Below are 26,298 nucleotides of genomic sequence, written 5' to 3' on the forward strand. Positions count from 1 at the left end.
GCTCCTGACATGCGTTCAGGGACTAAGTGTAATATATTTTTTACTTTTAGTTCTTGAATTATTACATTATGTAATATATTTCTTACATACATAACGGCACAAAAAATAAAAAAGCCCGAGTTACAGCAGCAAAAGGATACCTCTATGACTTTCTCCAAGCGTGAAAAAAGCATCTATATCGAACTGATTGTCGATATCATTGCAGCCGGATTTTATTTCTCATTTCTGTTCTCTCTCAGCACACCAATTGATAATCCGCTCGAGGCATTGGGCGGTACACTTCTCAAAATCACTGTTGCCAGTATTATTGCAACCATCATTCTGCATACCTTCATCATCGGCGCTGATCCTGTCGAAGCTGAAGACGAGCGGGATAAAGCAATAAAACATCGTTCAACGCAACTTGGCTATTATGCGCTCTTTACTCTGAATGTGATTATCATTGGATCAATCTTCATTGATACCTTTCTGGAAATTCCCGGATCACAGCCTCGTTTTGTCGCACTGGACACCCCCTTCATGATTGCTAATGCAATCGTATTTGCCCTAATCGCAGCTGGTTTGGTGAAAGGCGTTTCACAGTTGGTCTTATACCGCAGAGGGTTTTAGGGATGAGCAAAATGCCAAAACTAAAGATTGATAATTCAATCAGGGCACTTCGGTTCGAGGCCGGAGAGATGACGCAAGCGGAACTGGCAAACCGGGTAGGCGTTACCCGGCAAACCATCATTGCACTTGAACAGGGAAAATACTCTCCGTCACTAGAACTTGCCTTCAGGGTGGCACAAGCATTCGGCAAAGAAATCGGGGACGTTTTTAGCTGCTCTGTGTAGCTGCCAGTATAAAGTTTTCCATAGCGGACTGAATGACGGGTTTAACATTTTGCGCACGGGCGGCATCATACTCAAATGGCGGTTTTTCAGACATATAGGTTCGCTGACTAAGCTCAAGCTGAATTGCATGGACACCCTTTTCCGGATCGCCATACGTGCGGGTGATATAGCCCCCTTTAAAGCGTTCATTTTGAACCATGCTATAGGAATTTGATGCACGACTAAAAGCACCCACAACCGCGGCCAACAGATCAACTGCGCAGGACTGACCACTATTGGTTCCCAGATTAATGTCCGGCAATTGGCCTTCAAAAAATCGTGGGACTTCGGACCGGATGGAATGCGCATCCCACAACAGCGCGTATCCATATTTCCCCTTGATCCGAGCGAGCTGTTCTTTCAAGGCGGTGTGATAAGGGTGCCAATATGCCTCTGTTCGCTTTGCTATCTCGGCATCATCGGGCTCACTCCCTTTGCGATAAAGTGGCATATGATCAAAAGTAGACGTTGGGCATAGCTCTGTCACACTTTGACCTGGATACAAGCTAACCCCCGACGGATCACGGTTCAAATCGATAACATAGCGGCTGTAATTCGCCTGCAAAACCGTTGCACCAATCTTTGGAAGGAAATCATACAACTGCTGCAGATGCCAGTCTGTATCAGCCAGTATCTGTGCCGCGGGTGCCATCTGATCCCCAACCGGTCCCAGCTCCAATCCAGAATGCGGCATGGAGACTAATAGCGGACTGTCTCCATGCACCAGAGTGTAAATATCTTTTATAATGGTTCGCTCCCAAAGGTTGTTGACGGCAGAATCTCCTCAACAAACATAGTCAGTTCACCAGATTCAACAAGGGTGCGGATGGCTTTGATATCAGGTGCAAACAGCCGGTCCTTGTCAAAGGGTGGTACAAGCGCCCGAATGCGGCCTTGCACCTGCTCGAGCACATCGGTTGTGCGTAACGGACGGTGGAAGTGAATGCCCTGTGCCGCCGCCAGTAACTCAATGGCAATAACAGCAGCACCGTTACCCGCCATTTCAAGCAGACGGCGCCCGGCAAAGGTCGCCATAGATACATGGTCTTCCTGCCCCGCACTGGTAGGAATACTGTCCACACTTGCAGGGTGTGCCAGGGTTTTATTTTCGCTAACCAGGGCCGCAGCCGTGACCTGCGCGATCATAAAACCACTGTTCAACCCGCCTTGTTCCACCAAAAATGCTGGTAAGCCTGACAGTTTTGGATCAACCAGCAGGCTGATACGCCGCTCGGAAATGCTGTCAATTTCTGCAATTGCGAGGGCAAGCATATCAGCTGCCATGGCAACAGGTTCAGCATGAAAATTCCCACCCGACAGAATGTCTCCCGCATCAGAAAAGATCAGCGGGTTATCCGTCACTGCATTTGCTTCTGTCAGCAACACATCGGCTGACTGGCGCATAACCGTTAAGGCAGCGCCCATGACCTGCGGCTGACAGCGCAGGCTGTATGGATCCTGTACCTTCTCACAGTTCACATGGGACTGCTGAATTTCTGAATCTGACAATAGATCACGGTACATCGCAGCAATATCAATCTGCCCTGTCTGGCGGCGCACTTTATGGATACGGGCATCAAAAGGAACCCTGCTGCCTTTCATTGCCTCAACCGACATTGCACCGGCCAGAACGGCACCTGCGAACAGATTTTCCGCCTCAAACAACCCTGCAAGCGCGAAGGCCGTTGATACCTGTGTGCCATTCAATAAGGCCAGCCCTTCTTTGGCCTCCAATGCAAGTGGCTCGATCCCTGCAATCTTCAACCCTTCAGCAGCCGTCAGGGTTTTACCGTCATACGTAACATCCCCAACCCCCAGCAGCACAGCAGACATGTGGGCAAGCGGTGCCAGATCACCTGACGCCCCTACTGATCCTTTTGATGGAACAACGGGATACACCTCGGCATTCAAAAGCGCGATCAAATTTGAAATCACAATGGGCCTGACGCCAGAGAAACCTTGTGCCAGACTGGCTGCTTTCATCGCCAGAATTAGGCGTACAACTGGCTCGCTGATTGGGTCCCCTGTCCCTGCTGCGTGGCTTAACACCAGATTTTCCTGCAACAGTTTCACATCCTCAGACGGGATACGCGTCTGCGCCATCAGGCCAAAGCCAGTATTGATGCCGTAGGCCGTATCCCCCCGCTCGATCAGGTCCGTTACCGTCTTACGGGATTGTTCCACGGCACCAAGATATTCGTCCACTAACTCCAGGGTGACAGGGCTGCTATAAATATGGCGCAGGTCTTTCAGGCTGAATGTACCGGCCTTTCGCAGCATATGCATTTTACTCATGTCCGTGCCCCCTTGTTCAGCATAGGCAGGTTCAGCCCTTTTTCTGCAGCACAATCCCGTGCGATGTCATACCCAGCATCTGCATGGCGCATGACGCCAGTGGCAGGATCATTCCACAGAACACGACCAATGCGCTTGTCCGCAGCCTCTGACCCATCACACAAAATCACCACGCCGGAATGCTGGCTATACCCCATGCCAACGCCGCCACCATGATGCAGGCTAACCCAGGTTGCACCGGATGCCGTATTCAGCAACGCATTCAGAAGCGGCCAGTCAGATACTGCATCAGATCCGTCCATCATGCTTTCTGTTTCTCGGTTGGGGCTGGCAACGCTGCCGCTGTCCAAATGATCGCGTCCAATGACAACCGGCGCAGACAATTCGCCATTTCTGACCATTTCATTGAATGCAAGCCCCAGACGGTGACGGTCTCCAAGACCCACCCAGCAAATCCGTGCAGGCAGCCCCTGAAAACTGATGCGGTCACGTGCCATATCAAGCCAGCGGTGCAGGTGCGTATTATCAGGCAGTAGCTCTTTCACCTTCTGATCTGTTTTATAAATATCCTCCGGATCACCGGACAGTGCTGCCCAGCGGAACGGCCCGACGCCCCTGCAAAAAAGTGGACGCACATACGCTGGTACAAACCCTGGAAAATCAAAAGCATTTTCCACACCTTCATCAAAAGCCATCTGACGAATATTATTGCCGTAATCTACGGTCGGCACGCCCATCGCGTGATACGCAAGCATTGCCTGAACATGAACAGCCATCGACTTTTTAGCCGCCTTTGCGACCTCGTCTTTATGTGTCTCGCGCTTACTGAACCAGTCTTCAACCGTCCAGCCGATCGGCAGATATCCATTAACCGGATCATGTGCTGATGTCTGATCTGTCAATGCATCAGGCCTGATCCCTGCCTCGATCATTTTAGGCATCAGTTCAGCCACGTTCCCAAGCACACCAACAGAAATTGTTTTGCCTTCACTGTGGGCCTGATCAATCAGGGTAACCGCTTCTTCTACCGTGTCAGCACGCGTATCCAGATATCTGGTGCGCAGTCTGAAATCTATCGACTTTTCCTGACATTCGATTGCCAGACAGCTAAACCCGGCCATAGTGGCAGCAAGTGGCTGCGCACCGCCCATTCCGCCAAGACCAGCAGTTAGAATCCATTTGCTTTTTGGATCGCCTCCGAAATGTTGGCGTCCCATTTCTACAAATGTCTCGTAAGTTCCCTGCACAATCCCCTGACTACCGATATAAATCCATGAACCAGCAGTCATCTGGCCGTACATCATCAGCCCTTTTTTATCCAGTTCATTGAAATGCTCCCAATTTGCCCACGCTGGTACCAAATTACTGTTAGCAATCAGAACACGCGGGGCATCACTGTGGGTGCGAAAGATGCCAACGGGCTTGCCAGACTGAACAAGCAGCGTTTCATCTTCTTCCATGGACTGCAGGCTGGAAACGATCTTGTCGTAACATTCCCAATTTCGTGCAGCTCGCCCAATACCACCATATACCACTAATTCTTCAGGGTTTTCGGCCACATCAGGGTCCAGATTGTTCATGAGCATGCGCATCGGGGCTTCGAGCGCCCAGCTTTTACAGGATAATTCTGTGCCGTGCGGAGATCTGATATCAGGACGATTTTTCATTCTTATATTCCTTGGATGTCTTCAAAATTATATTGTATTTCTGCCAACTGTTCAGCAGACATTACCCACGGGGTCCCACCGGCCCCGCCTGATTAAATTTGGTTGTCAGTTCATACCTGTCACCGGGATAAAGAAGGCGTGCAACACTGGCTACCCGGTCGCCGGTCCATGTTTTCCGGTTGATTTCCAAACAGGGTGTCATTGCTGAAATATCCAGTCGCTGACTATCCTGACTGGACGGAAGCACGGCACGGACAACATGCTCTGCGGTCAAAAGCGGCGCCGTTGCCAATAGATATTCTGTTGTCGTTATTGTACTGAAATCCTGCAGTGTAAAATCGGGGGCAATGTCCGGGTTAACCATCCGCTCTTCCAGCTCGAACGGTATCCCATCAGCGAAATGCAGGATATGTGCGATAAAAACAGGATGTGTTTCCTCCAGCCCCATTTCCAACGCGAGTTCGCCACCTTCACGCACTGTACCACGCTGCAGAACCTTCGCTGACCAGACATGGCCACGGCTGGCAAGTTCATCCCGTATGCTGACAATGTCACTTGCCTGCCCCCGCATTCGGCTTTCAGAAACAAACGACCCAAGCCCCGCACGGCGTGTGATAAAACCGCCTTCTACCAGCTCTCTCAGTGCCCTGTTAACTGTCATGCGGGAAACACCCAGCGTTTTCACAAGGTCGTTCTCACTTGGCAGTTGGTCGCCCGGCGCGTAAACACCTTCAGTAATTTCCCCCAGGATGAAATTCTTCACCTGCTCATACCTTGGCATTGGTTCATGCATCCTCACTCTCCAACATTCTGATGATTTCCTGAACCGCAGCCCGGTAATCGGATATGATCGCTTCTTCCTTCGCGTGGCGACCGTTCTCAACCACCCAGTTCCCACCAATCATGACATGGCGTATAGGGTTTGGTTGCCCGGCAAAAACAAGCGCATCAAATATCTGCCCGTAACGAACCCCTGCGTAGGCCATGTCTGTGTCATCCAGTACCAGCAGGTCAGCACGCTTGCCAACTTCCAGCGCGCCGCAAGGCTGACCAAGAGACTGAGCGCCGTTGATAGCGGATTCCCGCCATAAATATTCGCCGACATGACCACTATGCCTGCCGACGAGAATCGTCCGCTGCCTTCGCGTAAGCCGCTGGGAATATTCCAGAAGACGCAGTTCTTCGCGCGGGTCAACGCTGATATGACTGTCAGACCCAATGGCCATGCGGCCACCACGACGGGAAAACTGGGACGCTGGGAATATACCGTCCCCCAGATTAGCCTCTGTTGTCGGACACACACCAACAACTGCGCCGCTTTCCGCGATTGCGGTAATTTCAGCATCGTTTAAATGTGTGGCATGAATTAACGTCCAGTCTTCATCCACAGGTACATGATCAAAAAGCAACTCCACTGGCCGTTTTCCGGTAAAGGCAACAGCTGCTTCAACCTCGGCTGTCTGTTCTGCAATATGAACGTGGCACGGAATAGATGCAGGTAGCTTTTCAAGCATGCCGGCAATATCTGCGGCGTCCACAGCCCGCAGGGAATGAAACGCAACGCCCAAACGGTTGTTACCGTCCACTCGGCCTTTTAAAATATGCCAAAAACGTATGAAGTCTTCTGCGGAATGAACAAATGCCTGCTGCCCTTCTTCAGCCGCCTTTTTTCCAAACCCGGCATACTGATAAAATACAGGCAAATGTGTAACGGCGATACCGACTTCAGATGCAGCCTTCAGGATCGCCATAGACATATCAAGTGACTGATCCATATGCGCATTATGAAGATAATGAAACTCGCCAACACCGCTGTAGCCGGCCTTGACCATTTCCAGATACAGGCCCTTGGCAATGGCGTTCAAACGATCAGGTGTTAGCTGTGCTGCAATGCCGTACATTGCCTTTCGCCAGCTCCAAAAGTCCTCGGATGCAGATTTTTTATATTCTGTCAGCCCAACAGCTGCACGCTGGAAAGCATGCGAATGAACATTTTGCATCGCAGGAATGGCTGGCCCCAACACCACATCACTCGCACCGAAACTGACATCGCAGTCAATCGACGTTATATGCCCATGCGCATCGGTGACCAAGCGGACATTCGTCAGCCAGTCAGACCCACTATAGAGAGAAGAAAAATTAAATATCGCCATCCGCTCATTCCTACTTGTATATACAAGTGTGTACAAGTTGACATTCACTGTCAATACATCATACTATATTTCTAATTTAGCCAGGAAAGAGCACCTAGCCATGAAGACGAAAAAGCCAACATTTGACACCCTTTACATAAATGTTCGCATTGCCAGTATGCGTGCGGGGGGACCTGATTATGGCTTGATTGAAGATGGCGTTATGGGGGTCACTGATGGCCGACTCAGCTTTGTAGGCAGCAGAGCTGATTATATAGAAACACACGGGAATGCGCCTATGGATGCGCACGCAGAAGGCACCGTGCATGATTGCGGCGGCAAACTGGCCCTGCCCGGATTTATTGATTGCCATACCCACCTGATATTCGGCGGTAACCGTGCACGTGAATTTGAAATGCGATTATCCGGCAAATCCTATGAGGAGATTGCCCGGGCTGGTGGCGGGATCATGTCGACAGTGACAGCCACACGCGAAGCTACACAAGAAGACCTGGTTAAGACCGCCCTGCCCCGACTGAAAGCCATGACATCAATGGGTGTCACAACTGTGGAAATAAAGTCTGGTTACGGCTTAACACTGGATGATGAACTTAAAATGCTACGGGCCGCCATTCAGCTTGAAAGCATGACAGGCATCACAGTGTTGACAACTCTGCTAGCCGCCCATGCAATTCCGCCAGAATTTAAAGATAACGCCGATGGATACATCGACTATATCTGCGCCGAAATCCTTCCCGCAGCACTGAAAGACGATCTGATAGACGCAGTGGATGCATTCTGCGAAAACATTGCCTTCTCGCCTGAGCAGGTGCGCCGCTTGTTTGCCTTTTCCAAGGCAGAGGGGCTAGATTTGAAACTTCATGCGGAACAGCTGTCCGATCAGGGCGGAACTGAATTAGCCGCTGAATTTGGCGCCCTTTCGGCAGATCATCTGGAATATCTATCCGAACGCGGGGTCGAGGCTATGGCCGGTGCAGGGATGACAGCCGTCTTATTACCAGGTGCCTTTTACACACTGAAAGAAACCAAACTACCGCCAATATCAGCCCTGCGCGCAGCCAAAGTCCCCATGGCGCTTGCAACTGACTTTAACCCAGGGTCAAGCCCGGTCCAGAACATTCAGTTGATTGCAAATATGGGATGCCTCCTGTTTGGTTTAACACCAGAGGAGGCCATACAGGGCATCACCCTTCATGCAGCAAAGGCACTGGGCATAGATGCGGCAAAGGGTAGCCTTGAAGTCGGGAAAGATGCGGACTTCTGTCTATTTGATGCAGCCCATCCAGCAGAATTGATCTACTGGACAGGCGGGATCCCCCCTACAGATGTTATCATTCAGGGAAAAACACTGGCCCTGTAACCCAGTTTTTAATCCGCCAATTTATAGGTAATAGTCGTTACCAGTCTGATTTTCTTGTGGATTTCAGTGTTGGCATTCAACTCAGATGTATTGATCAAAGGCAATATCTGCACCACACCTTGGTTGGCATATAAAATTGTCTCCAGTTCACTGCCGGAATCGGTCGCAAATTTTTGCGCAGACTCCCGTGCGGCACGTGTTGCCTCTGCAACCATATCTGGCTTGATGTCATTCAGCCCCTGGAAAACATAGGTTGGCTGATTATACCCGTTCAATACCACGCCCTTTTCCGGCAAGTCTGCAATCTTCTGGCTGACGGCGCGCACCAGTTCCACATCGGTACTTTGCAGCAACAACGTCTGGGTAAGGGTAAAACGGGTTGCCTTGTTATCCTTATTGAAATATCCGTCGGAAACCCGGTCCTGAATATGGTAGGAATTAACAGTCAGACCCGATGGGTCCAGACCATTTTCCTGCAGAAAGCTCTTGATTGAAGCCGTGTCTGCCTTCAGCTTTTCTTTCGCATCTGCGAGAGTGTCATGCGAAGCACGGTGACTGATTTTCCATACTGCCACATCGGCCGTTACCTCACGCTCGGCCAGTCCTTTCACCGTTACCTGCCTGTCCTTGGCAAAAGCCTCATAAATGCCACCACCGACGAAATATCCGGACCCAACCATGCCTAACCCAAAAACAATCAGGGCACCGATACCTACTGCTGAAAGCTGTTTCATATTTACCTCTCTAATACTCATCACCATGAACATCCACCCATACCATTACCGGGGAGAAAGGCGACTTTCAGCCTAAAACAAGGCTGTTTCATGACTTGCCGATGTTTCCTTCTGGACCGGGAGAAATCCTTCACCTATAAACCGGTTATGGCTTATGACAGTTTAAGAGATTTTATTGATCTATTAGAGCGCGAGGGCAAGCTTGTCCGCGTGTCTCACCCTGTTTCCACTGACCTTGAAATGACGGAAATCCAAACCCGTGTGATTGAGGAAGGCGGCCCTGCAATTTTATTTGAAAATGTCATCCGGGAAGATGGTACGAAATCAGACATGCCCGTGCTGGTCAATCTGTTCGGCACCACTGATCGTGTCGCAATGGGAATGAGCAGAAAAGTAGAAGAACTGCGCGAAGTCGGTGAAACACTTGCGTTTCTGCGTCAACCGGAACCACCGCGCGGTGTGAAAGATGTGGTGGACATGCTCCCGCTTGCCAAACAAGTTTTGGCAATGCGGCCCAAATCGGTCAAAAAAGGCCCCGTCCATGAAATCGTTCTGACAGGCGATGATATTGATCTGGACAAACTTCCAATCCAGACCTGCTGGCCGGGTGAACCCGCCCCCCTGATCACATGGCCGTTAATTGTTACAAAAGGCCCCTCGGATGACAGGGAGGATGTCTACAATCTGGGCATCTACCGCATGCAGAAGGTCAGTAAGAACCAAACGCTGATGCGCTGGTTGAAACACCGCGGCGGCGCCCAACAGTATGACCGCTGGAAAAAACAAAAAGCAGAACCTGTGCCAGCGGCAGCCGTTATTGGCGCAGACCCCGGCACAATTCTGGCGGCAGTTACGCCCGTGCCTGACACCTTAAGCGAATATCAATTCGCCGGGCTACTGCGCGGCAAAAAAGTCCCGCTGGTGGACTGTAAAACCGTCCCCTTGCAAGTGCCGGCAACGGCTGAAATCATCCTTGAAGGATATGTCAGCCTTGATGACTACCGCGATGAAGGTCCATACGGCGATCACACAGGCTACTATAATAGTGTCGAGAAATTCCCGGTATTCACAGTCACCGCCATTACAATGCGCAAAGATCCGATCTATCTATCCACCTACACTGGGCGCCCACCGGATGAGCCCAGCGTCCTTGGTGAAGCCCTGAACGAAGTCTTCATTCCGCTTCTGCAACAACAGTTCCCCGAAATTGTTGATTTCTGGCTGCCACCAGAAGGTTGCAGTTACCGCGTTGCAGTTGTTTCCATGAAGAAGGCATACGCAGGCCACGCGAAACGCGTCATGCTGGGTGTTTGGTCATTCCTGCGCCAGTTTGTTTACACCAAATTTGTGATAGTTGTTGATGATGACATCAATGCCCGTGACTGGAAAGACGTAATCTGGGCGATGTCAACCCGCATGGACCCAGTGCGAGATATTGTCACCGTTGAAAATACGCCGATTGACTATCTGGACTTTGCCTCCCCAGTATCGGGGCTTGGCGGCAAATTGGGACTGGACGCCACCAACAAAATGGACGGCGAAACCGACCGGGAGTGGGGCGAAGAAATTCGAATGGACGACAAGGTTGTGGACCGCGTTGATGCTATTTGGTCTGAACTTGGTATTCCTGGTAGCGGTAAGGATATCTGGCGCGATTAATCCCGCGCCAGCAATTCTACCCCTTTGTGGGATCACGGTCCAGACCGTCGGACAGTCCCCTCCGTCTAGCTTCAGCCGTACAGCTCTTTCACGGCAAGGGCAGCGGCATCAATCGCACCGTTGACGTAGGCATAGGCCGCGGCATCGGAGTTTGCGATTGCAATGTTGCCAACTGTTTGACGGCCAAGAACATGGGGGCCCTTATCTTCACCGCCTTTCGAGCCGTGATATGGCCCGAACGATGGGTCGTCATACAATTCGTTATATTCATATGCATAGCCGTGGGGCCAGCGGTTGACCGTAATGTCGGCGACATCCCGATCAAAATCAAAACCATACTGGCCAAGCGCGCCTGTAAGAAAGTCGCGGATTGCTTCTTCATAGTCCGCAAACGTCAGACCATACATTTCATATCTGCCACCGCGGTGCTGTTCCTTTGGTGTCAGGCCGGGCACATTCGGGATATGCACCAAATGCAAAAGCGCTGGCTCTTCGGGACTTTCAGGATATAAATATCCCCCCATAGACACAGGGAAATCAAGTGTCGCACGGTAGATAATACCCTCAGGTGCATAAATTTCCTGAATGCCTGCTGTCGCCCATGGTTTCCAGTTCCTTACAGCGACATTGATATAACACAGCGGGATCTTCTCTACTTCCTGCAAGGCCTCTTTCTGCGTGTCGGGCATATCTGACATGATGTGCGGCAAAATATGATTATAGCACGCCATAATCGCCTTGGTCGCAACCACCCGTTCTACCTTTCCGTCACGCACGTAGGTTATCTCAGCACCATTTTTTGTATTACTGGCATTAACAACCGTAGAATTTAACCTGATCCGCGTGGGGTTTGATACCCGGTCCAGACGATCATAATGAACCTGCGTCTTTACAACAGTTTCCATTGTATTCCTGTCCAGGGCATCCGGCACCAAGCGTGCGACCAACAGTCGTGCAATTCCAGCATTGCCATCAGGGAAATGGAATATATAGGGATCTTCGCCTGTATAGGGGTCAGGAACTGTTGCTGGATCAAGCCCCAGTCCATATGTCTCTGGCCTCCAGAGACGCACAGCCTCCAAGCCAGACAAGGCATCCCAGCCAAAACCCCAATATCCTTTTTCTTCATCCCGGATTAGATCACAAAAGTCATCAGACACACCGGCATATTTCTTTAAACAGTCCAAATAAGCGGTTGACCGGAGATAGGAAATTTTATCTTCCCGGGTCATATCAGATAGCCAGTCTGCATTATCCACCCAAAGGCTATAAGCAGCCTCTTTATCAGACTGACTAAGAGGCAGGCTCGCAATAACTTTAATCAGTTCAGCTTTTTCTTCCTCGGTTTCCCATGTCCACATGCCGCGCGTGGACCGTCGGTGCAGTGTTCCTGTTGCGGGTAAAAAGGTGGCGGATCCCAATTTGTTTCTGGCAAAGAAAGACCTGTCATAATATCGGTAAAACTTTTCTGTATCTATCCCGATATCCGTTAGAACGCCCATGGCTTCATCGCTGTAACTGGACGGTGTATCGATTGACTGACTGCCGCCGTAACCAATCAGGGTTTTCCCATCTACCTTAAATTCATTGCGTTTGGCATGCCCGCCAAAATCATCGTGGTTATCCAGAATGAGTATTTTCGCCTTTTCCCCCAACTTTTTTCTAGCCAGATGCGCCGCAGATAAACCGCTAATTCCCCCACCAACAATGACCAGATCATACGGATCATCAATTATCTTTTTGGGGCGATCATATTGCTTGCCTTCCCATGAAATCGCATGTGCTACCTCAAAGCTGCCAACATGATTTCCGCGCAAGCCCGTTTTTGCCGGTGGATACGTCCAGACACCGTCAGCGCTGACGAGACCCTGTGCTACCGCATCAAGGGGTGACATACCAAGCGCAACACCGGTCAATGCAACGCCTGATAGAAAGTCACGACGGTTAATGTTGGATTTCTGACTGCACTTCTTTGTCATTGAAGGCCCCTTCCCATACTTTAAATACCATTCGGTCAGGTTGTATTTTTATTCCCCAAAACCTCAGTAGCAAACTATTTTTCCGAATGCACTTGCAAAGGTAAGTATCGTTCGGCAAGCTACCCGGAATTTTCTTATCATAAGGGGGCTTATATGAAAATCCATTCATTTTTAAAGGCTGGTGTAGCTGCAATAACGCTGCTGAGCGCTACGCACAGTGCAGCAAATGCTGACGTTGTAAAACCAGGTGATGAAGCACTGGTCAGTATTGAGAAGATGGGCCTGCAACTACCAAGAGTGGCCAGTCCACTGGATCCTGCAGTTTCCCAAGGACCGTTCAAGCGCATGGTCATCCGCGGTGCAACACTGATAGACGGGACAGGTGCACCGCCAGTTGGCCCTGTGGATATCGTGGTTGAAGGCAACCGGATCAAACAGATTGCCGTTGTTGGAAACCCCGGTGTTGCCATTAACGAAAGCCGTAGACCAGCCAAAGGCGACTATGAAATTGATGCGCACGGTAAGTATATTCTACCCGGCTTTGTCGATACTCACAGCCATATGGGAAGCCCGGGCTGGGGCCTGACAGGCAAGGAAATGCCGCCAATGGACTATGTCCTTAAACTATGGCTTTCACACGGCATTACAACAACCCGCGAAGTTGGGTGCGGCTTAGGTGCTGACTATACGATCAAAGAAAAAGCCCGAGCTGCGAAAAATGAAATCGCTTCTCCGCGAATTCTTGCACACTGCTTCTTCCCGTCAGAAATGGAAACAGCTGAAGAAGCTCGCGCCTGGGCCAGAGGCCTGAAAAAGCGCGGAGCTGACGGCATCAAGTTTGGCGGTGGCAAGCCTGAAGTATTAGAAGCTGCAATTGACGAAGCCCAAAAAATTGGTCTGAAGACAGCTTTCCACCATGCCCAGATTTCTGTGACACGTGTGAACGTCCTCGACAGCGCCCGCTGGGGCCTTGATAGCATGGAACATTGGTATGGCCTGCCGGAAGCCCTGTTTGATGATCGTCAGGTGCAGGACTATCCGGTTGATTATAACTATATGAATGAACAGGACCGTTTTGGCCAGGCTGGTCGACTTTGGAAACAGGCAGCCAAACCGGGGTCGGAAAAATGGAATGCCGTGATGGACGAGCTCCTTGCGCTTGACTTCACACTAAGCCCTACATTGACGATCTATGAAGCAAACCGGGACGTTATGCGCGCTGTCAGAAATGACTATCATGACGAATATACTTTGCCTTCTATCTCCCGGTTCTTCCAACCCAACCGTGTGCTGCACGGCTCGTATCATTTTGACTGGACGACCCAGGACGAAATCGAGTGGAAGAACAATTACAAACTATGGATGGCATTCCTTAATGAATATAAAAACCGCGGCGGCCGTGTAACGACCGGTTCTGACAGCGGCTTTATCTTCAACCTGTTCGGGTTTGGCTATGTCCGGGAACTGGAACTGCTGCAGGAAGCCGGCTTCCACCCATTTGAAGTTGTCAAAGCAGCAACACTGAACGGTGCCGAGCTTGTTGGTCTTGAAAAAGAGATTGGCAGTGTTGAGCCGGGTAAAATCGCCGATCTGGTTATCGTTGATGAAAACCCTGCCCGTAACTTCAAGGTTTTATACGGCAATGGCCACATGAAGCTGAATGATGAAACTAACAAGGTAGAACGTGTTGGCGGCGTTCGCTACACTATCAAAGACGGTATTGTACATGATGCAGTCCTGCTTCGTGAAGAAATCAAACAGATTGTGCGCGACGCAAAAGCAGAGGAAGCCAAAAACGCCGACTAACCTGATGTCGGATTAAAAACAGAGAAAGAACATGCCCAGAATTATTCGCGCCGTTGTTGGAGTAATCACCGTGATTTTCCTGACGGTGTCGGCAGCCGCAAGCCAACGGCCACTGACACTTCCTGATATTATGGAATTCAGGGAAATCAAGTCAGTTGCCCTATCCAGAGATGGACGGTTTGCAGCCTATAGCGCCCAACCGGACAGGGGCGAAATTTCCGGGCATGTTCACAATCTTTCAACGGGCGCCAAATTCAGCATCAAAGAAGGCACGAAACCTGTCTTTTCGAACGACGGCAAATGGGTATTATTCATCCGTGCGGTCAGCCTGCTAGACATAGAAACCACGCCGAAGAAAGACCGCGCCAAGCTTAAAGCCGGTGCCGTTCTTATAAACACAGAAACAGGCGACACCCAGTCATTCGACCGCGTTAAATCAAGTGGCTTTAGCGGCGACAGCCGTTTCGCGGCCCTCCTCTTTGAGCCTGCAGAAAAAAATAAAGATGCCGAAGAGGGAGATACTCTAAAGGAAGAAGCAGAAACGCCTGCGTTTGAAGCATCACCCCCCCTCAAGAAGACAGAGACAGAGGCAGAGACAGAGACAGAGCTAGAAGCCGGAAAAAGTGGCTCACCTAAGCATTTCCTGAAAACGAAGGACATTGGCACGCGGCTGCAAATCATCAATCTTGAAACCATGGAGGTTACGACCATTGATGGTGTGCAACAATTCGCTTTCTCAGAAGAAGGCTACGGCCTTGCAATTAGTCTAATTCTGGGCGCAAAACAGGAAAACAGTCTGGTAAGTCATAATCTGCAATCCGGTGACACTGTCATACTGGACAAAACTGTACTAGCCTCATATCCCCACTTTAGCTGGGACAAAAACGGACGCAGGCTAGCCTTTTTGAAAGGTAGCTATGAAACAGCTCAGGAAAGCCGCCAGCACGAGCTTTTTGTGCACAACACGGGTTCTGAAAAGGCACAAAAAGTCCCTTGGGAAAATGAAAACTGGTATCTTAGTCACGATAATGACCTGACGTGGTCAGAAGATGACGACCGTCTGTTTTTTGGCAAGAAAAAGCTTCAAGAAACTGTGTCTAGGGACATGCCCAAAATCAGCAGCTATGATGATCTGCGCAACACCGACAGACTACAACAAGACCGAAAATTACAGGTCTGGCATGGAGATGATCCGCGCATCAAACCGCACGAAAAGCAATCCTACAACAAAGACCAGCAAAAAACCTTTCTGAGTGTATATCACAGACGGTCTGGTGCAGTGGTTCACCTTGCGGACGAGACTGTCCCCGATATCATCACCACAGACAATACCAAGGCCGTGCTAGCAGCCAGCAACCTGCCTTACCAGAAAGAAATGACATGGGAAGGCTTCTTCCGGGACTTATATCACGTTGACCTGAAGACAGGGAAACAGCAGCTTTTTGCTTCAAAGGTTTCCAGCAACAGTCCCGTAAGCCTGTCTGACAGTGGCAGATATGTTGCCTACTACCATAAGGGCGATTACTGGTTATTTGACGCCCGATCTGGACAGACACAAAATCTGACTGCTGGTATAACGCATGAAGCCGGTATATCATTTTCCAATGAACTGCATGATTATCCGTCTGCCCCACCCGGCTACGGTATTGCTGGATGGCTAAAAAAAGACGTCGGGGTTCTGCTCTATGACCGATATGACATCTGGAAAATCTCCCCAAAAGGAAATGCGGTAAATATCACCGGAGGCACCGGGCGTGCCAACACCACGGCCTATAGAATTATGAACACGGACCCTGACAGGAAAGACCGCATTCCAAACGGTGATCTTCTTATTCATGCGTACCACGACCAGTTAAAATATCACGGCTTCTACCAGTTGGACCAGAGCACACAAGCCATGACCAAACTGATGGAAGGCCCAAAAAAATACAGCTTTGTTGCCAAGGCAAAAAATGCGGCTGTTTATCTATATACCCGCGAAGATTTGAATGAATTTCCTGACATGTGGCTGTCTCGTTCCACCGAAGACACCCTTATGCCAGAAGGCACAAAACTGACAGACATTAACCCGCAGATTAAAGACTTCCTGTGGGGATCAACTGAACTGGTGGAATGGCGATCAACAAAAGGCAAACCCCTTCAAGGAGTATTGATCAAGCCCGCCAATTTCGAAGCCGGGAAACGATACCCTGTCCTCGTATATTATTACCGTTACTTCAGCCAGCGTCTGTATGAATTTAACCAAATGAGGGTCAATCACAGGCCCAATTTCCCTTACTATACCAGTAATGGATACGCGGTATTTCTACCTGACATCAAGTTCGATATTGGCACGCCAGGTGCCTCTGCGACGGCAGCCTTGGTTCCCGGTGTAGAAAAGCTGATTGATATGGGTATCGCAGACCCGGATGCCATCGGCCTTCACGGCCATAGCTGGTCTGGTTATCAAACCGCCTTCGCTATCACCCAAACCGACATTTTCAAAGCGGCGGTTGCGGGAGCGCCGGTTGCCAATATGACGAGCGCGTATGCTGGTATCAGACTGGGATCTGGTCTGGCGCGACCATTCCAGTATGAGAAAACCCAAAGCCGGATTGGCGCAAGTCTGTATGAAAAACCGCAGCTATATATAGAAAACTCCCCGATCTTCTTTGCCGACAGAATCAACACGCCGCTTCTCATGCAATTTGGTGATGTCGACGATGCCGTTCCGTGGCAGCAGGGGATCGAAATGTACATTGCCATGCGGAGACTGGGAAAACCCGTGATCATGCTACAGTATGAAGGGGAACCGCACCACCTGAAACACTATCCAAACAAGGTGGATTATACCATTAAGATGAAACAGTTTTTTGATCATCACTTACGCGGCATGCCTGCACCTGAATGGATGACAAATGGGGAACCCTATACGGAGAAATAGACCAGCGTACAGTTGGTCATTCTCAAGCCGGCTAGTAGCCAATTGTCCAGGGTGTTCCTGCGTAAACCAAAGAACTATTCCATTGGCAGGGTATTTATCGCTATGATCTGCAAAAATATGACGCTGGTCGGGGGACTGGCTTTTAACCCAAGGGGAGTGGGACAATGCTGGCAAATTATATTTTAACTGCCTGGCGGACAATTATCCGCAACAAGATGTTTTCCTTTATCAATATTTTTGGTCTGGCTGTTGGCTTTGCTGCCTGCATATTGATCTTTCTTTTCGTATTCTCGGAACTCAGATACGATAAATGGGTACCCGATGCTGAGAGGGTCTTCCGTGTCGAAAGCACCTATGTCCTGTCAGGCAGAGGGCCACTGCCAGGAGCAGCTGTACCTGCCCGTGTCGCCCCTGGCATCACCAACGACTTCCGGGATCATATTGATGCCAGTGCCCGGTTAATCCCCCAACAACAAACAGTAAAAAAAGAAGAACAACTGTTCGCCGAAACCATTGGCTACATTGACCAGGACTTTTATCAGATTTTTCCGCTGACCTTTTCACGGGGAAATGCCCAGACCGCCACCAAAGACAGCCTGTCCATTGCTATCAGCGAAAGCATGGCCCTGAAATATTTTGGTGACCGCAATCCGATCGGCGAAGTCCTGACAATTTTGGGCTGGAGCAGCCAGCGCGACTATCAGGTGTCTGCTGTTTTTGCTGACATACCAGACGAAAGCCACCTGATCGGTGACATGTTCGTTCCCCTTGACGAGGAAATGATCGAAAATGCGACACCGGGGCTGACTACCAACTGGTTTTTCCCCAGCACGTTTACTTATGTAAAGCTGAAAAGCCCTGCCAGTGTAGCAGCACTTGAAGCTGGTTTCCCTGCGTTTTCTGATCGGAACGACGTGGTTCCAAAGGTGCCCAGCTATGCAAATACAAAACCGCGGGATTATTTTCAGCTAAGTCTGATTAACGTGCAGGATATCCATCTGGACAACCGCGTTCCCAATGACATGAAGCCACATGGCAGCATGTTCACTGTTTATGCCTTCACAAGCATTGCGGTTCTGCTGTTACTGATTGCAGGGATCAACTTTATCAATTTATCAACTGCGCGGTCGCTGAAACGCTCGAAAGAGGTTGCACTTAGAAAAACACTTGGGGCAAAACGTCGTCAACTGATCACACAATTTATGATGGAAGCCGGGCTGATTGTTGGTTTTTCATCCCTGATTGCAGTGATGCTGGTTGAATTGCTGCTGCCTTTTTATAATGACCTTCTGAACCTGTCGCTTAGCACCGCTCCCCTGTTTTCCCCAATTGGGCTGATAATCTTCCTGCTATTTGTATCGGTTGTAGCCATCACATCCGGCGCATACCCTGCCTTTTTTGTCAGCCGGGCCCGTCCGGGTGAAGTGCTCCATTCCAATAAGTCCGGCAGTGACGGCAGCGGCTTGCTGCGGTCCGGGCTTGTTACCTTTCAGTTCGCCATCAGTATCGGCCTGATTATCGCTACTACGGTTCTCTACTCTCAGACAAGCTATGTGACGGGGCTTGATTTGGGTTATGACACCGAAGACATTGGCGTGCTCAACCTTCCTCTTACCGAAGATCCGCATGCTGATGCAGTTTCCTTAAAGACTGAGTTAGAGCGCTTGCCCGGCGTACGGTCTGCTACCGTCTCTGGCGGTATTCCAACCAATGCAGCCTTTGCCTCGTTTGCAGTCTTTTCCGATGCGATTGATAGCACAGACTCTACAAGCATGCCCTTTATTGCTGCCGGGTATGATTATTTTGAAACCTACAGTATTCGCCCGATTGCCGGGCGGACGTTCAGTGAAGAATACGGCACAGATTATCTGCCCGTGGGCCGCGGTGAAACTGGCAGCTTCACAGGCACTGTTATCCTGAATGAAAGTGCCGTTGGGCGTGTTGGGTACAATTCTCCATCAGAAGCAATAGGCAAAGTGCTGCGTATATCACAGCCAGATAATCTAAATAATGAGATGACAATTGTCGGTGTGATCCCTGACGTCCATTTCGGCGATGCACGCCTGCCGACCCAGCCAATGATCTTTTATTATCTGCCCACATTCGTTGGCACCGTCAGCTTTAAGGTCGAACCTGGCCAAATACAGACCGTACAAACAGCAGCGTCTGATATCTGGCAACGGCTCTTCCCGGACGCTCCGATGAACCTCCAGTTTATCGAGGATATTCAGGGCGCTCAATATGATGCGGACCGCAGACAGGGGTCTTTGTTGACTGCCTTTTCCATCCTGACCGTACTGGTCGCCAGCATTGGCTTGTATGGTCTTGCTGCCTTCATGGCGACACGGCGTACCAAGGAAGTAGGCATTCGCAAGGTGCTCGGTGCCACCAACATGAACATCATATCACTGTTCATATGGGCCATGCTGAAACCTATTCTCGTTGCAAATCTGGTTGCATGGCCGGTTGCCTGGTACTTTATGAATGACTGGCTATCCCAGTTTACATACCGAATTGATATGTCTTTGTTACCGTTTTTGCTGGCAACCGTGCTGGTTTCCCTGTTTGGCATACTAACGGTCGCAGGCAGAACCTATTCAACGGCCCGCGCCCACCCGGCAGACGCCCTTAGGTTTGAATAAGCCACACTTACCACTAAAAAGAGGCAGCTACAGAGCTGCCTCACATTATATGCCCTGTAGAATCTTATTTAGAGGATCATCCCTTACAAAAGGTCCATGATCGCTTGCCTGATTTGCTCTGGCCTGTCGGATGGTGCGAACCTTTTCACCACATTGCCTTCACGGTCACACAGGAATTTTGTAAAGTTCCATTTGATGCGTTTGGACCCCAGAATGCCGGGTTTTTCAGCCTTCAAATGCTTGAATATCGGGTCTGCATCATCCCCGTTTACATCAACCTTGGCCATCATCGGAAAGCTTACGCCGTAATTCAGCTGACAAAACTCTCCAATCTCTTCGTTGGAGCCGGGGTCCTGACTACCAAACTGGTTACAGGGAAAACCAAGGATAACCAGCCCTTTTTCCTGCAGGTCTTTATACAGATTTTCCAGTCCTGCAAACTGCGGTGTAAATCCACATTTTGATGCGGTATTCACAATCAAAACCACATGCCCCTTATAGTCAGAAAGCGCCTTGTCTTTCCCTTGCAGGGTTTTGCAGCTAAAATCAAATATGCTGGTCATACTATCCTCTCCCAATGCCTTTGCCGTGCCGTGTAGGCTTTCTACGCCTCATCTTCCGTGTCGGATGCTTTCAGCAATAGAAACAGAGACGTTTTCTCCATCTCCAACCACATCCATAACTTCATCATGGCAACCATCAAGGCACAAAAAAGCGCGACAAACCCTGACTTAATCGCTGTCAGAGGGTCACTCGTTTGCCAAAACTCAATTGCCGCAACAAAAAATATCGCCGTGAAAGACAGGGTAAACATCATCACCAGCCAAAGCCAGCGCCCCAAAGGGCCCTTCATCGTTATCCACAGCAAAGGAAACAAACCCGGCTGGTCCTTCTTCGGTAATCGGGGGTCCTTGATGTCTGTCATTTCACGCGCCTCCCAAGGGTTTTATGCGTCCACTATTCTTGCAGTCTACGCTTCTATCCACGGGGTAGCAAGGCAGGGACGATATTCACAAAATACCCAATATCCCCAAATGAAATAAATGAAATACTGTTAGGACTTTAACCAGGTTTGCAACGCATCCATATCCTTGGCTGCAAATCCTGTGCGGAATACGCCGTCTTTCTCCCAAACCGGACGCTTGATAAGTGCATCGTTGGCGACAAGTAGACTGGCAACCTGATCCGTCTCTACAGCGGCTTTTTGCTCATCCGTCAGCTTGCGCCATGTTGTGCCGCGTTTATTGACAAGCGTATCCGCCCCAACACCTGCAAGCATGCGTTCTACAAGCGCCAGATCAAGACCATCCTTGCGAAAATCATGATAATTATAGGCAGTTCCCTCAGCATCCAACCACTTCAATGCCTTTTTCACCGTATCGCAGTTCTTAATTCCGAATATTGTAAGTGACATACCAATAAATACCTTAAAGCTGATGATAATTAATGTGCACACTATGTGAATAATGCTTCCACTTTCAACCTGATATCACGTGGTCACTGGATAAACTTACCATAATTATGGATTGATATAAGGAATCCAACTGGTGGCGAAAAACCCAACGACAGCCCCGATCAAAACCGCGACAATTATCATCTCAACTCCTGCGCCTCTGGATATAGCAACACTTCCGCCGAATACTGCACCAAACAGAGCGCAAGTGAACGGCCTTTTTTTCCATTTCTCAGGGTTAAAATACGGCAGGGCGGCAAGGGTAATGAACAGTCCAAGCGATAATCCCATAATAGGCGATGCACCACGATGCATGAACGACCATGTAAACAGGCCGCCAATAACAAAGAGAATGATCAGACCTCCCCAATCGAAAGAAGCCTTGATTGGGTTTGCCGCTTTGGCAGACCGTCTTGCCTTTTGACGCTTCTTCTTATTCTTAGTCATCATTTGGGCTGCGCTGACTAGCCTTCTTAAAGGCATAGAAACACCAAACCAAAGCTTTAACCGTTCAAACCAAACCAGCGAAGCCTCATGCGGTGCAAAAGCTCTTTCGATATCTGGCTTACATCTGCATCCGCTATCACCGCATCAATATTGCACTGAGGGCAAAGGGCTGTCGGCTGATGGGGCTCATTTTCTTCAACCCACCGCTCTACCTCACTGGCAGGAAAAACAGCTTCGCAGTGGAAGCATGCCGCAACATGGCTCTTTTCAATTGATGTCTTGTTGCCAAAAGAGGTGGAGTGCACCTGTTTCAGATAGGAGTTCGGGTACAGCTTGTCCCACACCTTCTCCATATCAGCTTCAGAGGAGATATGTCGCGTAAACCGGGTCTTAAGCGAGCCAAAGATCGTGAGTGCCATCACCATTGTCATATTACCGACAAGCTCACCGCCAATTGTCGATAGAATTCTGGCGGTCAAGCCCGCTCCTTCACTAAGAAACCAGCCCGCTAGCGCACCAAGTATCCCAAAAGAAAAGAGCGAAACAACCAGGGTTATTTTGGCAGTATCCGACATTTTGGAACCACGATGCACTCGATTGAACAACCCCGCGAATACTTCAAAATCAAGCGCACCCTCTGGCGAACGATAAAACTCGCCATGAAATGCTTCGTCAACTTTCTCCAAAATCCTGTTGTAATGTTCAGCGGCAAATTTGTTTCCAGCCTCACTCAAGTCTTCATTGGTCAGCCTGCCATCGCAGTATTTGAAGAGAAAATCTGTACCCGTCATTTGGCCTAGCACCACGGCACGCACGTCTTCCATGGCCTTGGGGTCGTCAAGATAACGATCACCAATCCAGCCGCGCCGGAAACACCATTTCAGGAAAAGACCAATATGAACACCGCCATATTCAATCGGTGAACTGGAAGGAAACCCTTCACCGCCGTAATGCAAACTGGCATCATCATACTTCATCAATTCCCCCTGAACGAAGACCACTGAATTTGTATCTTAACGGCAGAATAATGCAACCAAAACTTAACTGGCTCCGTCTCTTTATCGTTGGATTGTGTAATTGCAAATTACTGGCAGGATGATTGCTTGCTTCCACCCCACAGCCTTTAGCTATGGGTGACATCTGGCTCCGTAAAGCTTCATTCTTCTTTCAGCTCTACTGTTGCCGATGTCTTTGTGACTTGTTTGATTATTTTTGTTTCTATTAGTCACAGACATCACTCTGCAAGGATCGAAACACCTTACAAAGTGGATTGGTATTAACTCAGTTTTGCAATCTGTTCTGAGAATGGAACCACTTCCGGTAAGGGGCCTTATTCTTAAGGCCACCACGCGTGCGCCTATAAACGAAATGCCAATTGTTCCGAAATCCGGCGTTTGGTAGCGTTTCAAGGGATGTACAGTATCTACTGTACCAAAAGTAGGGATGCTCAGTGGCTTGATCGCACAAACACAAGGGAGGTCAGTCAAGCGTAACCCCGGGGGGATATACATGAAAACTATGATAGTTAACGGCAATACCAGCCAGTTCAGCGGTGACGAGGAAATGCCTCTTTTGTGGTTCCTCCGAGAAGATCTGGCGCTTAAAGGTACAAAATACGGCTGCGGCATCGGGCAATGCGGTGCATGCACCGTTCACATAGACGGAACGGCTACCCGGTCTTGCTCTATCCAGATGAGCGACGTCCCTGACGGTGCTTCCATCACCACCATTGAAGGACTTGCAAATACCGACGGTAGCTTACACCCGCTTCAGCAAGCCTGGATCGACGAAGACGTTCCTCAGTGCGGCTATTGCCAGGCCGGGCAGTTGATGGCACTTAGCGCGCTCCTTAAACGCATCCCCTCGCCCACGGATGAAGATATAGACCAACATCACGATAACCTGTGTCGATGTGGCAGTTATTTCCGTATGCGCAAGGCTATTCACAAAGCCGCAGCTGTGATGAACGGTACCGCGCTTTCAGAAGGAGGCGACAATGCAAACAACAAGGCGTGATGCGCTCAAAATATTTGGCATGGGCGGTGCCCTGGTTGTCATTGCGCCGTCCTTATTGGCCAATAACGCTGCTGAAACCAGTGCAGAGGCCCTGTTCGGGGGTATGCTGGGTCCCTTCGTGAAAATTAATGCGGACAATAGCGTCATTATCGGTGCCCCGATCGCAGATATGGGTACAGGGGTTGAAACGTCAGTTCCGATGTTGGTTGCAGAAGAACTGGATGCGGACTGGAATACCGTCACCGTCCACCGCATGACCTATACCCCGGTCAAAAATGCTGAGGGGCAGATGTATGAATTATATGCCACCACAGGAACCGGCGGCAGTGGCTCCATGCGCCGCAGCTGGCAAATCATGCGGGAATGCGGGGCCTACGCACGCCACCTTATCGTGCGCGCAGCAGCGGCGGAACACGGCGTCGCTAAAAACCAAATTAAAACGCATGCTGGCAACATCCTGCTGGACGGCAAGAGCTACCCGTATGCAGACTTTGTTGACGCGGCCCTCAAGCTCCCGAATGATGATCTGTATCTTGAGGACCTCTCCCGCGGCGACACTATTCGCAAGATCAGCATGCGCGGTACTGCTATTCCGCTTAAGAACCCTAAAGACTTTTCCCTGATTGGCACTGGTAAAGGGCAGAAGAACGCCCGCGAAATTGTTACCGGTGCAGAAGTCTACGGCATTGATATGGATATCGAAGGACAACAATTTGCGGTTCTTGCCAGATGTCCGCATGTGGGTGGAGATGTCGCCAGTTTCGATGACACTGAGACACGCAAAGTAACGGGTGTAACGGATGTGCGCAAAATTGCTGCACTGAACACCTATGAGACTACAGACAAACCAAACCGGCCGGGGGTTGCTGTTATTGCCAAAAGCCTTTGGGCTGCACTGAAAGGCCGCGAAAAACTTATTGTTCAGTGGAACAAAGGCCCCAACACGCATATGAATTCTGCGTGGCTGATTTCAAATGCAGACCGGCAATTCACCGAAAGTGAGCCAGCTGCCTCGTTTGAAAAAGGTGACTTTGACACTGCTATCAGTGACGCCAAAGCCATCGTGGAGACAACCTATACTTTCCCCTACTTTGGTCACTTTAACATGGAGCCAATGAATGCCGCGGCCCACTGGACAGAGGACCGGTGTCTTCTACGCCTGTCGCATCAGTCTCCAAGCACGGCGGTTTCCGAAGTTGCTGCCTTTACCGGCCTTCCGATGGACAAAGTAACAGTTGAGCACGGACGGATCGGTTGTGGCCTTGGGCGAAAATGGTCATGGGACAATGTGATGGAAGCCGTGCACCTATCCCGTGAGGTAGGCACCCCAATCAAAGTGTTCTGGACCCGCGAAGATGATGCACAAAATGACTTCCTGAACCCGCACGCCGTCGTCAGAATGCAAGCCGCGCTGGATCAAAGTGGAAACCTGAGCGCTTGGGGTGGGACTTTCGTTTGCCAGTGGGGGGTACGCCTGCGCGGCTTGCCAGTCCCGCTGATTGAAAACGTAAAGGTCCAGGCTATATCGTCTGACAGCCGGATACCTGTTGGCGCATGGCGCGGTCCGGGGCACTGTATTGCTGGTATGGTCGTGGAAGGCATGCTGAACCAGTTAGCCGCGGCAAATGATGAAGACCCGCTGGACTTCCGTCTGCGGACACTAGGAGAGGACCAAGAGCTAACAATTCAAGACTGGATGCCCTTTACCAACGCTGATGAACGCTTCACAAGCACCAAGAAAACGAAAGATGTTCTGAAAAAAGCCGCTGAAATGGCAGGCTGGGGGCAAACGGACCTACCAGCAGGATGGGGGCGTGCGATTGCAAGCCACATGACCTTCGGCGGATATGCTGCATTTGTCGTCGATGTATCCATGAAAGATGGCTGGCCAACTGTGGAACGTGTCTTCGGCGCCATCGACTGTGGGCAAGTTATCAACCGAACGGGCGCACTGGCGCAAATTGAAAGCGGTATTCATGATGCCCTGTCCACCATTCTCCATCAGGGGGTGGATATAGAGGAAGGCGCCACGCAAAGCGTAAACTTTGACCAAAATCGCCTGCTGCGTATTGACGAAGCGCCGAAGCATATTCAGATCGAGTTCATTGAAAGTGGCGGCGAACCCTGGGGCCTTGGTGAAATTGCTTTACCTGCTGCGATCCCGGCGATTGTGGGCGCGATCGAAAATGCAACAGGGGCACAAATCACCTCATTGCCGCTTGGGGACCAAGCCAAAGTATAAAAATACGCATGGCAGCTTTTGCCTGGGGTCATTAATCTGGTCACGCTTCC

The 26,298-nt window shown here is 50.1% G+C and carries 21 protein-coding genes; 9 read left to right on the forward strand and 12 right to left on the reverse strand.

Annotated features, from left to right (window positions below):
• Positions 1-144: 144 nt before the first annotated feature.
• Together IE181_RS13940 and IE181_RS13945 are read left to right on the forward strand one after the other, a co-directional pair.
• Positions 145-609: a hypothetical protein gene (locus IE181_RS13940; RefSeq protein ID WP_191253969.1), complete on the forward strand. Its 465-nt coding sequence runs from the start codon at positions 145-147 to the stop codon at positions 607-609.
• A gap of 11 nt (positions 610-620) precedes the next feature.
• Positions 621-833: a helix-turn-helix transcriptional regulator gene (locus tag IE181_RS13945; protein WP_191253971.1), complete on the forward strand. Its 213-nt coding sequence runs from the start codon at positions 621-623 to the stop codon at positions 831-833.
• On the opposite strand, the gene hutG is transcribed toward IE181_RS13945, so the two are convergent.
• The 5 genes from hutG to IE181_RS13970 all read right to left on the reverse strand — a co-directional run bounded on the left by hutG (position 817) and on the right by IE181_RS13970 (position 6,987).
• Entirely contained in the window at positions 817-1,596 is a 780-nt protein-coding gene (gene hutG / locus IE181_RS13950) for an N-formylglutamate deformylase (RefSeq protein ID WP_268245746.1), read from the reverse strand. The genes IE181_RS13945 and hutG overlap by 17 nt on opposite strands.
• A 17-nt stretch (positions 1,597-1,613) precedes the next feature.
• The gene (gene hutH, locus IE181_RS13955; RefSeq protein WP_191253973.1) at positions 1,614-3,167 is read right to left on the reverse strand and encodes a histidine ammonia-lyase; all 1,554 of its coding nucleotides are present in this window, start codon (positions 3,165-3,167) and stop codon (positions 1,614-1,616) included.
• On the reverse strand, positions 3,164-4,834 hold the full coding sequence (gene hutU, locus IE181_RS13960) for a urocanate hydratase (RefSeq protein WP_191253976.1): 1,671 nt from the start codon (positions 4,832-4,834) through the stop codon (positions 3,164-3,166). The genes hutH and hutU overlap by 4 nt, the downstream gene beginning before the upstream one ends.
• Before the next feature lie 61 nt (positions 4,835-4,895).
• Positions 4,896-5,627, reverse strand: a complete 732-nt coding sequence (hutC, locus tag IE181_RS13965) for a histidine utilization transcriptional repressor HutC (protein ID WP_191253978.1) — start codon at positions 5,625-5,627, stop codon at positions 4,896-4,898.
• A complete protein-coding gene (locus IE181_RS13970) occupies positions 5,620-6,987 on the reverse strand; it encodes a formimidoylglutamate deiminase (RefSeq protein WP_191253980.1) in 1,368 nt (455 codons plus the stop codon). The genes hutC and IE181_RS13970 overlap by 8 nt, the downstream gene beginning before the upstream one ends.
• Positions 6,988-7,087: 100 nt before the next feature.
• Between IE181_RS13970 and hutI the strand changes: the two genes are divergently transcribed.
• On the forward strand, positions 7,088-8,347 hold the full coding sequence (gene hutI / locus IE181_RS13975) for an imidazolonepropionase (protein WP_191253981.1): 1,260 nt from the start codon (positions 7,088-7,090) through the stop codon (positions 8,345-8,347).
• An 8-nt stretch (positions 8,348-8,355) separates the two neighbouring features.
• Here the strand turns inward: hutI and IE181_RS13980 are convergent, their stop codons facing one another.
• Positions 8,356-9,081, reverse strand: a complete 726-nt coding sequence (locus IE181_RS13980) for an SIMPL domain-containing protein (protein ID WP_191253982.1) — start codon at positions 9,079-9,081, stop codon at positions 8,356-8,358.
• Positions 9,082-9,228: 147 nt separating this feature from the next.
• On the opposite strand from IE181_RS13980, the gene IE181_RS13985 reads away from it, so the two are divergent.
• Entirely contained in the window at positions 9,229-10,740 is a 1,512-nt protein-coding gene (locus IE181_RS13985) for a UbiD family decarboxylase (RefSeq protein ID WP_191254278.1), read from the forward strand.
• Between the two features lie 71 nt (positions 10,741-10,811).
• Here IE181_RS13985 and IE181_RS13990 read toward each other — a convergent pair whose 3' ends face one another.
• Positions 10,812-12,719, reverse strand: a complete 1,908-nt coding sequence (locus IE181_RS13990) for an NAD(P)-binding protein (protein ID WP_191254280.1) — start codon at positions 12,717-12,719, stop codon at positions 10,812-10,814.
• A gap of 153 nt (positions 12,720-12,872) precedes the next feature.
• Between IE181_RS13990 and IE181_RS13995 the strand changes: the two genes are divergently transcribed.
• From IE181_RS13995 to IE181_RS14005, 3 genes are all read left to right on the forward strand, one after another.
• On the forward strand, positions 12,873-14,525 hold the full coding sequence (locus IE181_RS13995) for an amidohydrolase family protein (protein ID WP_229819456.1): 1,653 nt from the start codon (positions 12,873-12,875) through the stop codon (positions 14,523-14,525).
• Between the two features lie 31 nt (positions 14,526-14,556).
• A complete protein-coding gene (locus IE181_RS14000) occupies positions 14,557-17,448 on the forward strand; it encodes an alpha/beta hydrolase family protein (RefSeq protein WP_191253983.1) in 2,892 nt (963 codons plus the stop codon).
• A gap of 164 nt (positions 17,449-17,612) precedes the next feature.
• The gene (locus tag IE181_RS14005; RefSeq protein ID WP_191253984.1) at positions 17,613-20,090 is read left to right on the forward strand and encodes an ABC transporter permease; all 2,478 of its coding nucleotides are present in this window, start codon (positions 17,613-17,615) and stop codon (positions 20,088-20,090) included.
• A gap of 83 nt (positions 20,091-20,173) precedes the next feature.
• Here IE181_RS14005 and IE181_RS14010 read toward each other — a convergent pair whose 3' ends face one another.
• From IE181_RS14010 to IE181_RS14030, 5 genes are all read right to left on the reverse strand, one after another.
• Positions 20,174-20,653, reverse strand: coding sequence for a glutathione peroxidase (locus tag IE181_RS14010; protein WP_191253985.1), 480 nt, complete (start codon positions 20,651-20,653; stop codon positions 20,174-20,176).
• Between the two features lie 41 nt (positions 20,654-20,694).
• Positions 20,695-21,015, reverse strand: coding sequence for a DUF6768 family protein (locus IE181_RS14015; RefSeq protein ID WP_191253986.1), 321 nt, complete (start codon positions 21,013-21,015; stop codon positions 20,695-20,697).
• A gap of 129 nt (positions 21,016-21,144) precedes the next feature.
• The gene (locus IE181_RS14020) at positions 21,145-21,504 is read right to left on the reverse strand and encodes an arsenate reductase (protein ID WP_191253987.1); all 360 of its coding nucleotides are present in this window, start codon (positions 21,502-21,504) and stop codon (positions 21,145-21,147) included.
• A gap of 105 nt (positions 21,505-21,609) precedes the next feature.
• Complete coding sequence (locus IE181_RS14025; RefSeq protein WP_191253988.1) at positions 21,610-21,993, reverse strand: hypothetical protein; 384 nt, start codon at positions 21,991-21,993, stop codon at positions 21,610-21,612.
• A 53-nt stretch (positions 21,994-22,046) separates the two neighbouring features.
• Entirely contained in the window at positions 22,047-22,967 is a 921-nt protein-coding gene (locus IE181_RS14030) for a DUF7832 domain-containing protein (protein ID WP_191253989.1), read from the reverse strand.
• A gap of 532 nt (positions 22,968-23,499) precedes the next feature.
• Between IE181_RS14030 and IE181_RS14035 the strand changes: the two genes are divergently transcribed.
• Entirely contained in the window at positions 23,500-24,006 is a 507-nt protein-coding gene (locus IE181_RS14035) for a (2Fe-2S)-binding protein (protein WP_191253991.1), read from the forward strand.
• Positions 23,987-26,248 carry a xanthine dehydrogenase family protein molybdopterin-binding subunit gene (locus tag IE181_RS14040; protein WP_191253992.1) on the forward strand — a complete coding sequence of 754 codons (2,262 nt, stop codon included), beginning with the start codon at positions 23,987-23,989 and terminating at the stop codon, positions 26,246-26,248. Before IE181_RS14035 ends, IE181_RS14040 begins: the two co-directional genes overlap by 20 nt.
• Positions 26,249-26,298 lie beyond the last annotated feature (50 nt).

This window comes from Kordiimonas sediminis (assembly GCF_014656395.1).
In the GTDB taxonomy this organism is placed as follows: Bacteria; Pseudomonadota; Alphaproteobacteria; order Sphingomonadales; family Kordiimonadaceae; genus Kordiimonas_A; species Kordiimonas_A sediminis.

What these genes read in the sequence shown, in the direction of transcription:
- IE181_RS14030 (WP_191253989.1), bottom strand. Translation starts at nt 22,967, where the DNA reads ATGAAGTATGATGATGCCAGTTTGCATTACGGCGGTGAAGGGTTTCCT.
- IE181_RS14005 (WP_191253984.1), top strand. Translation starts at nt 17,613, where the DNA reads ATGCTGGCAAATTATATTTTAACTGCCTGGCGGACAATTATCCGCAAC.
- hutI (WP_191253981.1), top strand. Translation starts at nt 7,088, where the DNA reads ATGAAGACGAAAAAGCCAACATTTGACACCCTTTACATAAATGTTCGC.
- hutC (WP_191253978.1), bottom strand. Translation starts at nt 5,627, where the DNA reads ATGCATGAACCAATGCCAAGGTATGAGCAGGTGAAGAATTTCATCCTG.
- hutH (WP_191253973.1), bottom strand. Translation starts at nt 3,167, where the DNA reads ATGAGTAAAATGCATATGCTGCGAAAGGCCGGTACATTCAGCCTGAAA.
- hutU (WP_191253976.1), bottom strand. Translation starts at nt 4,834, where the DNA reads ATGAAAAATCGTCCTGATATCAGATCTCCGCACGGCACAGAATTATCC.
- IE181_RS13940 (WP_191253969.1), top strand. Translation starts at nt 145, where the DNA reads ATGACTTTCTCCAAGCGTGAAAAAAGCATCTATATCGAACTGATTGTC.
- IE181_RS13995 (WP_229819456.1), top strand. Translation starts at nt 12,873, where the DNA reads ATGAAAATCCATTCATTTTTAAAGGCTGGTGTAGCTGCAATAACGCTG.
- IE181_RS13980 (WP_191253982.1), bottom strand. Translation starts at nt 9,081, where the DNA reads ATGAAACAGCTTTCAGCAGTAGGTATCGGTGCCCTGATTGTTTTTGGG.
- IE181_RS13990 (WP_191254280.1), bottom strand. Translation starts at nt 12,719, where the DNA reads ATGACAAAGAAGTGCAGTCAGAAATCCAACATTAACCGTCGTGACTTT.
- IE181_RS14035 (WP_191253991.1), top strand. Translation starts at nt 23,500, where the DNA reads ATGAAAACTATGATAGTTAACGGCAATACCAGCCAGTTCAGCGGTGAC.
- IE181_RS14040 (WP_191253992.1), top strand. Translation starts at nt 23,987, where the DNA reads ATGCAAACAACAAGGCGTGATGCGCTCAAAATATTTGGCATGGGCGGT.
- IE181_RS14020 (WP_191253987.1), bottom strand. Translation starts at nt 21,504, where the DNA reads ATGTCACTTACAATATTCGGAATTAAGAACTGCGATACGGTGAAAAAG.
- IE181_RS14000 (WP_191253983.1), top strand. Translation starts at nt 14,557, where the DNA reads ATGCCCAGAATTATTCGCGCCGTTGTTGGAGTAATCACCGTGATTTTC.
- IE181_RS13985 (WP_191254278.1), top strand. Translation starts at nt 9,229, where the DNA reads ATGGCTTATGACAGTTTAAGAGATTTTATTGATCTATTAGAGCGCGAG.
- IE181_RS14010 (WP_191253985.1), bottom strand. Translation starts at nt 20,653, where the DNA reads ATGACCAGCATATTTGATTTTAGCTGCAAAACCCTGCAAGGGAAAGAC.
- IE181_RS13970 (WP_191253980.1), bottom strand. Translation starts at nt 6,987, where the DNA reads ATGGCGATATTTAATTTTTCTTCTCTCTATAGTGGGTCTGACTGGCTG.
- IE181_RS13945 (WP_191253971.1), top strand. Translation starts at nt 621, where the DNA reads ATGCCAAAACTAAAGATTGATAATTCAATCAGGGCACTTCGGTTCGAG.
- IE181_RS14015 (WP_191253986.1), bottom strand. Translation starts at nt 21,015, where the DNA reads ATGACAGACATCAAGGACCCCCGATTACCGAAGAAGGACCAGCCGGGT.
- IE181_RS14025 (WP_191253988.1), bottom strand. Translation starts at nt 21,993, where the DNA reads ATGATGACTAAGAATAAGAAGAAGCGTCAAAAGGCAAGACGGTCTGCC.